Source organism: Mucilaginibacter rigui (assembly GCF_014773275.1).
GTDB classification, from domain to species: domain Bacteria; phylum Bacteroidota; class Bacteroidia; order Sphingobacteriales; family Sphingobacteriaceae; genus Mucilaginibacter; species Mucilaginibacter rigui_A.
The window spans coordinates 404,570-416,758 of record NZ_JACWMW010000003.1; the positions used below are offsets into that span (position 1 = coordinate 404,570).

A 12,189-nucleotide genomic window follows, 5' to 3' on the forward strand; every position below is an offset into this window, starting at 1 on the left:
CAACAAAGGACTAATGACTGATAATAAAGAAGAAACCATAGTAGCACTTGCTACACCAAACGGCATAGGCGCAATAGGGGTTATCCGCTTGTCGGGCCCTGATGCTATAACTATTGCGCAGCGGGTTTGGAAAGGTAAGGACCTTACCAAACAGGCCTCGCATACGCTGCATTTTGGGCGTATTGTTGATGGTGATATAGAATTGGATGAAGTGGTTGCATCTTTATTTGTAGCACCACGGTCATACACCCGCGAGAATGTGGTTGAGATATCCTGTCACGGCTCTAATTATATCATCGAGTCCATTATTAAATTGCTGATCAAAAACGGCGCACGTGCTGCTAAAGCGGGAGAGTTTACCCTAAGAGCATTCCTAAACGGCCAGCTCGACCTTTCGCAGGCTGAAGCCGTTGCCGATTTGATAGCCTCCAACTCAAAAGCATCGCAACAAATAGCCCTGCAGCAATTACGCGGAGGCTTTAGTAATCAGCTACAGCAATTGCGCGAGCAATTGGTTCAGTTTGCCTCATTAATAGAACTTGAACTTGATTTTGCCGAAGAGGATGTAGAGTTTGCCAACCGCGATCAGTTAAAAAAACTTACCCACGAGATCACCCGTGTTATTGGTAGCCTGATACAATCATTTGAATTGGGTAACGCCATAAAAAACGGCGTAAATACTGTAATAGCAGGCCGACCTAATGCAGGGAAGTCTACCTTGCTGAACGCGCTTTTGAACGAGGAGCGAGCCATTGTGAGTCATATTCCCGGCACTACGCGTGATACTATTGAGGAGGTGCTAAATATTCAGGGTATCAACTTTCGCCTGATAGATACTGCAGGCATCCGCGAAGCGACCGATACTATTGAGCAAATAGGGGTACAGCGTACCATGGAAAAGATAAGCCAAAGCGCTTTATTAATTTATGTTTACGATGCCGAGCAAATAACACTTGCCAACTTGAATAGCGATATAGAAAGCCTGCAAAAACCTGGTATAACCATGTTATTAGTGGCAAACAAAGCCGATCTTTTAAATCAGGAGCAGTTATTAGCCTTGCCGCATACAGATAAAGCAATCATCGTATCGGCCAAAGAAAAGCGGCATATTGATAAACTGAAAAATAAGATATATACTGCTGCCATAAAAGAGCAACTAAGCGGCCACGAAACACTGGTAACCAACATTCGCCACCTGGAAGCCCTGCAAAAAACCGAAGAAGCGTTGATAAGGGTACTAAGTGGGATAGATACAGTCACATCTGATTTCCTTTCGATGGATATTAAACAGGCCCTGCATTATTTAGGTGAAATAACCGGTGTTGTTACTACGGATGATTTGCTGGAGAATATATTTAGTAAGTTCTGTATCGGCAAGTAGACCCTGTCAAATACTTCAAAACGCTGACAATTAAATAACTCATTGTTAATAAGTTATGACTTTTAAACTTGTCTAAATTCTTGGATAATTAGCATTGTATTTCTTATATTTGGTACTATCTTGTTACTCAAAACCAAAAAAATGTGAGGCAAGATTTTTAGGGAGAAATTAAGTCGCTTATATACTCTTATTTCCGCTTATTGGGCCTTATATACGCTTAATTCCCCTTAAAATTGGGTGAGTTAACAACCGATGATTAATTTCTCCATCATCAGTAGTTAACTCGCCGGTTATCTCCCCTTGCTAGGGTAATAATCTGATTATTAATGCCTTGTATAAGGCGAAATTATCGCCCTGAGACTTGTTTGCCAAAATTTTGGCAAATGCAAAAAAGCTGATTTTGAAATGAGTTCGAATTTTACAGTAAACAGGATTTGTGAGCAATGCGGCAATGTGTTTCAGGCCAAGACCACCGTAACCAGGTTTTGCAGCGGACTTTGCAATAAGCGAAACTACAAGGCTAAAGTCCGAAACGGAAAGATGGCAACAATGGACGAAGTCGTAAAAAAAGTCATGGATGCGAAAGACCCGGACGGAACATCCGGTGAATTTCTTAACGTCAAGAGTGCTGCAAAACTCTTGAGAGCATCTGATAAAATGATCTACCATCTGATCAATATTGGCAAACTCAATGCAGTAAACCTATCTAAAAGAAAAACGCTTGTCTACCGAAATGACATTGATAAGCTATTTGAGCTACCTCCTGTAGTTCAACTGAAGGAGCTCAAACCTCCACCGATTTCGGAATGCTATCATATGGCTGAAGCGCAGAAAAAATTCAACATTTCAGAAGGCGCTCTTTACCGGATCATTCAACGGAATAACCTTTTCAAGTTTCAGGATGGCTGGTACACCTACGTAGCCAAAGCGGACCTTGACAGGATATTCAATCCACAAGTACAAAATGGCTAAAGTACACATTCGTAAAAAAGCATTAACAAAAGGATGTCACTCTATTTTTCTTGATTTTTCACCACCACTCCGAAATCCTAAAACGGGGAAGCCGCAGCGGTACGAGTTTTTAGATCTATTCACTTATGACAAGCCAATAACTAATCTTGAACGACGGCACAATTCCGAGACCATGGAACTGATTGAAAATTTACGTGCAACAAGAATGCTTGACATTCAAAATAGAAAATATGGATTTGTGTCCGACAGGGATCGTTCAGCGAGCTTTGTTGATTATTTTAAGGAATTTATCTATACCAAAACCAATTCCGACTGCGACAATAACGCTATGTCTTTTCGTCATTTCGTTGCTTTCGCAGGACATGATCTGATATTTAACGATCTGGATGAATTTATGTGCGAGGATTACAAGAACTTTATGTTGAGTGGTCCGGGAATCAGCAGGCGTGGCAGGCCCATATCCAGAAATACTGCTGCTAATTATTTTGCCAAGTTCAGGAATGCACTGAAACGCGCTTATAAGCAAGGTTTGATAACTTTAGATCTGCACAGCCAAGTTGATCCCATAAAGCTTAAAAGACGCGCTGAAGCGAACTGACATCCTGCAGGTCGGCCTTTACAACAGTGGCACCAAGTTCCGCCAGTCGGAGCGCCGCAACGGAACCCGGGTCACGTGTCAGGGCGGTAACGGACCAGCGGCCCGTCCGCAGCAAAGCGGCGGCGACAGCGCCGCCCTGGTTGCCAGTGGCACCGCAGACAGCGATGGTGCGTAGTGGTAGGCTGAGGGCTGTCATCCAATTTGATCGATTTCTTATTTTATGTTCCGCAAACGTCTTATTCGGTACCGAAAGAGAAACCCGCAACAACTTTTTAACCTTTTTTTCGGGCCATGTATTAAGTAACCGAGCAAGACAAAATCGGATATTGCCCGACCCGGCATGTGCATCTTACAGACCTGACCCGGCGTTACCGGGCGGAGAATTGGGTATAAGTGAGCGATAAAAGGTTGTACCGCTTAATATTTTAGGCGGGCGTTGATAAAGCCCGGCCGGAGACCATTACAGACGCCATAATGGAAACATATCTTTTCCTGAACAATCCCAGATATACCTCATTCGGTATAGGATTTCAAAAAAGTCATTCGCATGATCATAAAGGTCTTGCTATTAATATTGTCTTCCCGTTTGTTCTCGTTGATCGTTCACCGCAACGATAATGTCCGGACGTGGTAATGTAAATGGGGTTCCTTTAGCTACCGACTCATTAACCGGGTATTGCCGGACCGGATCTCAGGTATCATTAAAAGCCTTTCTGAATTCCAGCGGGGATAGATTGGTTTTCTGCTTGAACAGCTTGTTAAATGATTGCGGATGTTCAAAGCCCAATTGATAAGCGATCTCGGCAGTCGTGAGACTTTTGTTGCTGAGCAGTGTTTTGGCTTTCTCAATCAAGCGCAGATGGATATGCTCCTGGGTGGTTTTGCCCGTCAGCGTTTTCAGCATGTCGGACAAATAACGCTGCGAAACCTGCAAATGAGCGGCGATGTCCTGTGGCGAAGGCAAACCGTTTAGCAAGGCATTGTCAAAATGTTCATCTAGCCAGGTATTCATCCGCCCGATCAGGTCATGATGAGCGTTTTTGCGGGTCATGAACTGCCGGTGATAAGATCTGTTGCTGTGGTTTAATAAAAGTTCCAGCTGCGAAATGATCACCTCCTCGCTGAATTGGTCAATCCTTTCCTCCAGCTCCACAGCCATCGCCTGGAAAAGCTGGTTCATCGTTGCTTTTTCATTTTTAGAAAGAAACAAAGCCTCTGACACCGCATAGGAAAAAAAACCATATTGGTGGATCTTTTCGGCCAGGGAGTGACCGCGTAGCAGATTGGGATGAAAATACAGCGCAAAGCCCTCATAATCGCCCCGGTCAGCCGTCTTTTGCACGATCTGACCAGGCGAGATGAAAGCCATGCCGCCCTCCTTAAAGTCATAACTGCCTGGTCCGTATTTGACGCTTCCGTTAAATGTCCTTTTAAAGGTTATCTTGTAGAAGTCCAGCACAAACCAGCTGCCGGCATCACTCAGATCCATGACCATCCGGTCATAATTAACCAGCGCGATCAGGGGATGGGACGGCGCAGGCAAATCCAGCATGATGAGCAGATCGCTGATGTCGGAGAAATGATGTGCTTTTGGATCCATAGTGTAAATATAAATTTATCCTTGTAACGCAGGGCGAATGACGATGTCGCCGACATCGATATTGTCCGGCTGGCTGATCGCATAGGCCACCGCCTCCGCGATCGACAAGGCAGGAATGGAGATCTGATCGGCTTTTTCCTGGTTAGCCTTTTTGAGTGCCTCGTTCCGGATGTTGCTGACGAACTCCGTCTTAACATAGCCCGGCGAAATGCCCGTCACCCGCCAGCGGCCCTCGGATTCCTGGCGTAAAGCCTCACTGATCGTGCGAACCGCATTTTTGGTGCCGGCATAGACACCCATTTGCGGAACGATGGCAATGCCCGCCGTAGAGATGATATTGACGATATGTCCTGAACCCTGCTTTTTAAATACAGGTAAAGCTGCCGCGATACCGTATAACGTTCCTTTCAGGTTAATATCTATCATTTGTTCCCAGCCTTCCACATCCAGCTCTTCCATACGGTACAACTGTGCGACACCGGCATTATTGATCATCACGTCCAGCCGCCCATAGGTGGCCAAAGCGAATGTAACCAGATGTTCTACATCTTCTTTACGTGTTACATCTGCTTCTATGCTGGCAGCTTCGCCACCATTCTGCAGGATGGCAGCAACGATGTCCTTTAGTTTATCCGTGCGCCTTGCGGCCAGCACCACTTTGGCACCGTACTTGGCCAGTAATTCTGCCGTGGCCTGGCCGATCCCGCTGCTGGCACCGGTAATGGCTACTACTTTTCCTTCGATACCTTTTTTCATATCTTTCTGATTATTCAGGCAAATTTCTGAAAATGGCTGATTTTAGTTGTAGCCGATCTGGTGAGATGTGTAGCCGATTTGGCTGCGGCAGGATCGACGATGATTCGGTGACACTTGTACCATTTCTACCACATCGTGAACCACAGGCGATCCTTTTATGCATAGTTGGTCGCTGTTGAAGTAATCCTCCGGTACAGTTTCAATTTTTTTATAGTAGCAAATATGCCTGTATCATAACTGAGCCATTAAATACGAAATTATTGGTCATTACTCAAAGCCCTGATCGACGCCTGCAGTTCTTCCTCTGTCTCAGGCAACTGGATCTTCAAACTGTAAGTGACGCGTGCCTGAACACGCTCCACAAAGGGTCTAAACCTTTCATTATAATTGGCAAAAGCTTTTTGGTGATCTTCATGGGTGTGTAATTCCTTCGCCAGCAGCGTTGCCCCCTGCATCGCCAAACTGGTACCCATACCGGTAAAAAAACTCGGCGCATAGGCCGCATCACCGATCAGGCCCACCCGGCCTTTTGTCCAGGATGGCATTTTGATCTGACAGGCCTCATCAAAGTAAAGGTCATCAGCAACGAGCATGGCATCCAAAATGCCCGGGATCTTCCAATTGGTGTTACGCCCAAAGTATTCTTTTAAGATCCGCTTCGGCTGTTCGCGGTCACGGTAATTCCAGCTTAACTTGGGTGCCCTGAACAGAAGGATAGCGTTCGCTGCATCTTTGAACTGATAGATCACGGCCTGTTTGCTCAATTCGCGATACACGATGCCGGTTGACTGAGGCCTGCCTGTTTGGATCTGATCCGCTTTGGCAAATGCAAAGTAGAGGCCGAGAAAGTTTTTGAAGTCTTCCTCTGGTCCAAAAACAAGTTTCCTTATCATAGAATGGGTGCCATCTGCTCCGAATACCAGATCATAGGTTTTACGCTCCCCCTTTTCAAAAGACACCTCCACCTGACCTTCCTGCTGGATCAATGTGGCTATACTATTGCCAAAAATGATCTCCACTTCATCTTTCGGAAGGGCCCTGTAGATAATTTTTACCAGGTCGCCGCGGTGAATCTCGATATCACCCAGGTATTCCGGCAAAGTATTAATGGCAAATTTAGCCAGTGTATGATCGTCGGCATCCACGACCTCATCGGTATGGACAAATTCACCGGCTTTGATCTGATCATAAATACCCATTTCCTTTGCTATATCCAATGCTTCACCACGCACATCAATGGGCGAGCCACCTGTTCTCAAATCCTTTCCCAATTCCACAACGGTTACGTCGTAACCAAATTTATTCAGCCAGTATGCTAATGTCAGTCCTGCAAAGCTAGCACCAGAAATCAATACTTTTTTTTTTCATTTTTCAATTTATTTATTGTTAAACTCTTATTTACAAAGCAAAATTATCGGTAGTTTTATAAGTAAAATATTCGATAAACAACTATTAATGGTCGAAAAAATAAAAATGGAGAGCGCTGATCTTATAGACAACGATGTTCGTCAGTTTGCCCACAGGCTTGGCGTTATTTTAGAGGACCTTATGCAACATCTTGAGGTGGTCTTTTTTAAAGGGTTTAGCTTTTTGCCTGAGATGGCGATGCACTTTGGTGCTTTCGATGTGAAGGATGATTTTACGCGTGTTACCGGTCAGTCCGGCATAAGCGATGGGTTAGGTTTTGTATTTTACAACATAGTCGATGGTGGTGCGACAGACCAAATTGAAAACAATAATGTCAGTGGCCCGATGGAACCACCATTTGTACGCATATTTCCCTATGCTATAAGCCAAACGTTGCATTTTAAAAAAGGTACACGGATGTCGCACGTGTCCATCAGCGTCAGCGCAGCGTACCTGAAAGCCTTTTTACGGGAAGAGGCTGCAGACTTTGCATACGTTTTTGATAGCGCTAACCACTTCTGGATAGAAGAACTCATGACTGATGATATTTTGCGTACCGTAAACGACATAGTGAAACGGGAAGAACCAAACGCTATGAAAGGCTTTTATTACAAGATGAAGGCCATGGAGTTGCTCTTCCACCTTTTTGAAAGTTTAAAAAAACGTAAGAATGCTACTGCCGGTCGGAAACTGAACAAAAGAGAAATTGAGGCTGTTTATAAGGTAAGGGACAAAATCGCCTCGTCATTGAGCCGCCCCGTTACCATTGCAGAACTAAAGCAGATCGCCGGTATGAACGAATTAAAATTACGCAAGATCTTTACGCAGGTCTTTGGGATGGGCATATACGACTATTACCAGCATCTGCGGATGAAGGAAGCTGCACGGCTCTTGCGTGAGAACAACATGTCAGTGTCAGAAGCGGCCTATGAGATGGGGTTTGAGAACCTGGGGCACTTTACAAGGGTTTTTGAAAAGCATATTGGTAAGAAGCCCAAAAAGTATGTTCAAAGCTTCATCACCATTTCTGGCCAATAGTCGAATATTTTTAATTGCTTAAAATATATCCTCCTTAACTTTTCCCAGGTATCATCAGGAAAAAACATACCGAAATTTTCCGCTAAATGATAATAGACTTTCAATAACATAGCTTTCATTTATAAAGTTATCCGACTATTTTTAAATTTTTTTTTGTATATTTTATCAATAAAACTGCGGATATTTTTGCATTATAGTTCAAGATCATGCAAAAAGAAAATGTAAACCTTAATCGTTTCAATCCGTCACAACGACTAAATCAACGTTATCGCTTCGCAGATCCCAATATGAATCTGTTTTTTATTGGCGCACTAGGCTGGGGCCGGCAGGAGGCTTGTCTGCAGGTGAAGCATTTCATGTTGCCAATCAAATTGAGGATGGAAACGTAGATTCCTGGATGCAAGCATTTGAACGTCAGGGTGAATTGCTTGATCTACAAGCCGACACATGGATTGAGCGCAGATGTAACCGTGCTGCCGGGGAAGCCAGATTGAAAGCTTTTGTATGTTATCGTATGGCGTGGCAATTTGTTGCGCCGGGCGATTGTTTCACGAGGTTATTTCACACCAGTCAAAGGCTATTCGATAAAGCTATGGCAGAATTGGAACTTCCGGTGAAACGTTTTAGTGTTCCATATAAAAATGGCGAATTACCTGGGCATTTCTATCAGTCGAACGATTCTTTTGCACCAACTGTGCTGGTAATTGGCGGAGCAGATACCTGTCATGAAGATAGGTTCTTGTCTCAGGGACATTACTATTTTTACCGTGGCTATTCAGTAGCTTTAGTCGATTTACCAGGTCAGGGGCTTGTACAGGAACAGGGACTTTACTGGGAGCCCGAGACTGAACGTCCCATATCAATGGTAATCGATAAATTGATCTCCTGTTTTGGAGTAAACTCCAATAGGTTGGCGTTATTAGGCATGAGTCTTGGGGACTACTTCGCCTGCCGCGCAGCGGCTTATGAAAAGAGACTTGCAGCGGTTATTGCTACACCGGTACTTAGCTGTCCTTACGAACTATTTACCGAAGTTGCAAAACAACAAAAGGCTGGTGAGGCTGTCATGTCGGATGCAGCAAGCAAAAATTTTCAGGTGGTAATGTGGAAGGCTGGAGCTACCGATTCACCTGAACCACTTCAAAATTGGAAAAGCGTAGTTGTGAACCCGAGTACGGTGAATGTTCCATTTCTTTCTGTCCTTGGCACACAGGAAGGTGCTGTTTGGAGGAAACAAACAGAAGAATGGCACGCTGCAATTCCCTCGTCAAAAAAGAGTTTGGTTATACTTGATGCAGAAACAGGTGCTGATGCACATTGTCAGGGGAACAATCCTCTCCGTTTGGCTCAAGAGGTTGATGCATGGCTAAGTGTAGTCATTGGCTGGAAGTGTTAATCGGACTTAAAACAAAATTTTAATGAGAAAGATAAAAGTGGGAACAAATATTAAAGAAGATAAACAGATTTTAATACCAGACGCAATATTGTAAATGGCAGCGAAGGTAAAATCGTGATTGATAAACAGTATTTGGTCAAACCTGTTTCCTGATCATTGTAATACAAATATTCAATAACAAATATTTGCAGCCCGCCCCATGTTTGCCGGTTCAGGTAATCGCGATAAATTTCCGGAAGGATATTCATAGAGTATGGTTAACAGAAGATTTTGCTGGTTTTATTTGGCAAACGTATTACTCAAATGGGAATATCGCAGCGAGGTGAAGAATAAATCCATTTTTTCCTTGAGATGTTTTTAACAGGGCTTGGTGGTCTGTAATTGAGCCGCTCAGGAAAGTCAGTCTGGGCTTCTCAGGATAACTCAGTAGTATTAGTCCGTGTAATTTTGTCCTACACATTAACAGGAAAAATGATGACAAGTAAGCAGAAAGCCTATATCATTACCGGCCCAACTTCAGGCATAGGTCTGGCAACGGCCATGGAACTGGCAAAATATGGCACAGTGATCCTGGTTGGCCGTAATAAAGAAAAACTTGCCCAAGTACAAACGGCTATCGAAAAAAACGGACAGCAAGCTGTATCCATCGTTTGCGATATATCGGATATCAGCAGCGTCCGGCATGCGGCAAAACAGATCCTCGATCTTGGTTTGCCGATCGCGGGCTTGCTCAATAACGCTGGCATCATGTCGCGGAAGGCGCGTAAAAGCGCCCAGGGATGGGATCTGACTTATGCAACCAATCATCTCGGCCCCTTTGCATTGACGGAAGCGTTGGCACCTCATCTTCCAGATGGCGCCCATGTATTATTTGTGGTATCCGCCATTGAAGACCCGGAGCGTAAACCCGTAAAAATGATGGGGTTTAAAGGCGGTCGTTATATCTCGGCCGAAGACAGCGCCCGCGGGGAGTGGCTGGCAGAAGGTTCTAAAATGGCAGGAATGGACGCTTATTCTACGTCAAAGCAATGCATTCTGGTAGCGGCTATGGCGTTGGCACGGGAAAACCCGAGGCTATGTATCAATGCAGTGGAGCCGGGAATAACCCACGGAACCAATCTTGGCGGCGAGGACACCAATGCTATTATACGATACCTGTTTGGCAAAATATTCTCATTGTTCCCTGCCGTTGCCCAATATAAAAGCACACCCGAAAAAACAGCCAAAACCATAACGGGCATCCTGACAGACCAATCGGGGAAAACCGGCGTATATTTCGATGAGAAAGGCCGGCCGATGCTGGGTTCTAAATTAGCTCAGGATACCGGATTTCAAGACCGCGTTGTGGCTGAAACCCGTGCTTTACTAACCCGGGTTTAAGCAAATGTTGTAAATTTGATATGCAATGGGAGATGTGAAAACTTATATCATTGGGGAAATATCGGCAGAACAGTTTGTTCCGGAGCATACCTTTTGCTATGTGATCAAAGGGACTATGCGCCTGTATGACGGGAACAAAACCTATACTTTCAGATCGGGACAGGCCTCACTCATTCGTAAAAATAACTTGCTGCGCTATGCTAAGGAGAAGGTAGATGGCGAAATTGCCAAAGTATTTATTACCCTGAATGAGAGCTTTTTAAAGAAATTTCAGGTTGCCCATCAAGCTGAGCCCGGCAAATTCAGGTCTGCAGAAGCGGTTTTATCCTTGCCGCCTAACGAGCTGACAGCGAACTTTATTCATTCACTGGTTCCTTATTATAAGTCCGGAAAGTTGGAGCCATTATTTGCTGATGTGAAGCGGGAGGAGTTATTACTGATCTTATTGAAGCAAGTGCCTGAAATGGCGGGTGTATTGTTTGATTACGGCATTCCGCAAAAAATAAACCTCGAAGCGTTTATGAACCGTAACTATAAATTCAATGTTAGCATGGAACGTTTCGCTTACCTGAGCGGACGCAGCCTGTCGGCCTTCAAACGGGATTTTAAAAGCATATTTGACGATGCGCCAAACCACTGGTTGGTACGCCGGCGTTTAGCGGAAGCGTATTTTTTGATTGAAAAGAAGCATCAAAGGCCGTCTGATATATTTGTTGAACTGGGCTTTGAAGCCTTATCTCATTTTTCCTTCGCCTTTAAAAAGCATTTTAATCTTTCTCCTTCTGATCTGCTGCGGCAAAAACAGGAGTAATATTAATGGTTAGCAAGTTACTGATAGCCAGATCGGCAGTAATAAAATGATAGGGTTTATTATGGTCATCCGGTTCGTTCCGTGCCGTAACAATAACCGTTGCTCCGGCCTACAATAATCTCGCGGTTACCGCTTTACCGATGCCTTTGGTGCCACCCGTTACCAATGCTATTTTTCCTTCGAGGTCCCTGACCATTTGCTTCTGTATTTCCATTTTTCTATTTATTTTGCTTTTGTTTCACAAAGAAACTAAAGCAGATGCACTATATTTGACAGCATTATCGCTATTAGTGGTTACAAACAGGTAACTAAAGCAAAATAGTGGTAACCTATTGGTAACTAACAAATGAGAAAGATGTTGCAAAATCCCGAAAACTGCGCTGTTGTAAGAACGGTAGGTTACATCGGGAACAAATGGAAACCCATTATACTGGTGCGCTTGCTGAACGGGGGGAAGGTACGGTTTGGCAAGCTTTGTGTGCAAATGGCTGATATTTCACGCAAAATACTCAGCCAGCAATTGAAGGAACTGGAAGAGGATGACTGATTATCCGTCATACTTATATGGAAAAACCGCCGAGGGTAGAATACGAGTTAAGCGAACTGGGCAAAACGCTTATTCCGGTGCTGAAAGCTATGTATGACTGGGGAAATCAGATCGCACCGCCGGAACAGCGGGGTATCTGGGATCCCATTGTGAAATGATAATACTATTTTTTATCATTAGGCGATCATGATTAAATCACAGCAATACTTTAATGGTTATCGATCAACTTTTAATGGCATAAAAGAAAGCATTTCTCAGAATAGATTTCCTGCATGACGCGGTTTTGCTAGATTTGATCAACCA

Annotated in this window: 13 protein-coding genes; 9 read left to right on the plus strand and 4 right to left on the minus strand. The window is 44.2% G+C overall.

The window, feature by feature from the left end; translation table 11 throughout:
• Positions 1-13: 13 nt before the first annotated feature.
• From mnmE to IDJ75_RS15265, 3 genes are all read left to right on the plus strand, one after another.
• A complete protein-coding gene (mnmE, locus tag IDJ75_RS15255; RefSeq protein ID WP_191176490.1) occupies positions 14-1,381 on the plus strand; it encodes a tRNA uridine-5-carboxymethylaminomethyl(34) synthesis GTPase MnmE in 1,368 nt (455 codons plus the stop codon).
• A gap of 540 nt (positions 1,382-1,921) precedes the next feature.
• A complete protein-coding gene (locus IDJ75_RS15260; protein ID WP_191176491.1) occupies positions 1,922-2,353 on the plus strand; it encodes a helix-turn-helix domain-containing protein in 432 nt (143 codons plus the stop codon).
• Positions 2,346-2,951: a phage integrase SAM-like domain-containing protein gene (locus IDJ75_RS15265; RefSeq protein ID WP_191176492.1), complete on the plus strand. Its 606-nt coding sequence runs from the start codon at positions 2,346-2,348 to the stop codon at positions 2,949-2,951. The genes IDJ75_RS15260 and IDJ75_RS15265 overlap by 8 nt, the downstream gene beginning before the upstream one ends.
• Here the strand turns inward: IDJ75_RS15265 and IDJ75_RS21510 are convergent.
• The 4 genes from IDJ75_RS21510 to IDJ75_RS15285 form a co-directional block, all read right to left on the minus strand.
• On the minus strand, positions 2,926-3,147 hold the full coding sequence (locus IDJ75_RS21510; protein WP_191176493.1) for an NmrA family NAD(P)-binding protein: 222 nt from the start codon (positions 3,145-3,147) through the stop codon (positions 2,926-2,928). The genes IDJ75_RS15265 and IDJ75_RS21510 overlap by 26 nt on opposite strands.
• Positions 3,148-3,642: 495 nt before the next feature.
• The gene (locus tag IDJ75_RS15275; protein ID WP_191176494.1) at positions 3,643-4,551 is read right to left on the minus strand and encodes a helix-turn-helix domain-containing protein; all 909 of its coding nucleotides are present in this window, start codon (positions 4,549-4,551) and stop codon (positions 3,643-3,645) included.
• A 15-nt stretch (positions 4,552-4,566) separates the two neighbouring features.
• Positions 4,567-5,307, minus strand: a complete 741-nt coding sequence (locus IDJ75_RS15280) for an SDR family oxidoreductase (RefSeq protein ID WP_191176495.1) — start codon at positions 5,305-5,307, stop codon at positions 4,567-4,569.
• A gap of 257 nt (positions 5,308-5,564) precedes the next feature.
• A complete protein-coding gene (locus IDJ75_RS15285; protein ID WP_191176496.1) occupies positions 5,565-6,659 on the minus strand; it encodes an FAD-dependent monooxygenase in 1,095 nt (364 codons plus the stop codon).
• A 121-nt stretch (positions 6,660-6,780) separates the two neighbouring features.
• On the opposite strand from IDJ75_RS15285, the gene IDJ75_RS15290 reads away from it, so the two are divergent.
• The 6 genes from IDJ75_RS15290 to IDJ75_RS21335 all read left to right on the plus strand — a co-directional run bounded on the left by IDJ75_RS15290 (position 6,781) and on the right by IDJ75_RS21335 (position 12,044).
• Positions 6,781-7,752 carry a helix-turn-helix transcriptional regulator gene (locus IDJ75_RS15290; RefSeq protein ID WP_191176497.1) on the plus strand — a complete coding sequence of 324 codons (972 nt, stop codon included), beginning with the start codon at positions 6,781-6,783 and terminating at the stop codon, positions 7,750-7,752.
• A 397-nt stretch (positions 7,753-8,149) separates the two neighbouring features.
• Positions 8,150-9,148 carry an alpha/beta hydrolase family protein gene (locus IDJ75_RS15295; protein ID WP_191176498.1) on the plus strand — a complete coding sequence of 333 codons (999 nt, stop codon included), beginning with the start codon at positions 8,150-8,152 and terminating at the stop codon, positions 9,146-9,148.
• Between the two features lie 471 nt (positions 9,149-9,619).
• The gene (locus tag IDJ75_RS15300; protein ID WP_191176499.1) at positions 9,620-10,528 is read left to right on the plus strand and encodes an SDR family NAD(P)-dependent oxidoreductase; all 909 of its coding nucleotides are present in this window, start codon (positions 9,620-9,622) and stop codon (positions 10,526-10,528) included.
• Positions 10,529-10,562: 34 nt separating this feature from the next.
• Complete coding sequence (locus tag IDJ75_RS15305; RefSeq protein ID WP_317173782.1) at positions 10,563-11,339, plus strand: helix-turn-helix domain-containing protein; 777 nt, start codon at positions 10,563-10,565, stop codon at positions 11,337-11,339.
• Positions 11,340-11,685: 346 nt separating this feature from the next.
• Positions 11,686-11,886 (plus strand): winged helix-turn-helix transcriptional regulator, encoded by a 201-nt coding sequence (locus tag IDJ75_RS21330; RefSeq protein WP_262892104.1) that lies wholly within the window; start codon positions 11,686-11,688, stop codon positions 11,884-11,886.
• Between the two features lie 17 nt (positions 11,887-11,903).
• On the plus strand, positions 11,904-12,044 hold the full coding sequence (locus IDJ75_RS21335) for a winged helix-turn-helix transcriptional regulator (RefSeq protein ID WP_262892105.1): 141 nt from the start codon (positions 11,904-11,906) through the stop codon (positions 12,042-12,044).
• Positions 12,045-12,189 lie beyond the last annotated feature (145 nt).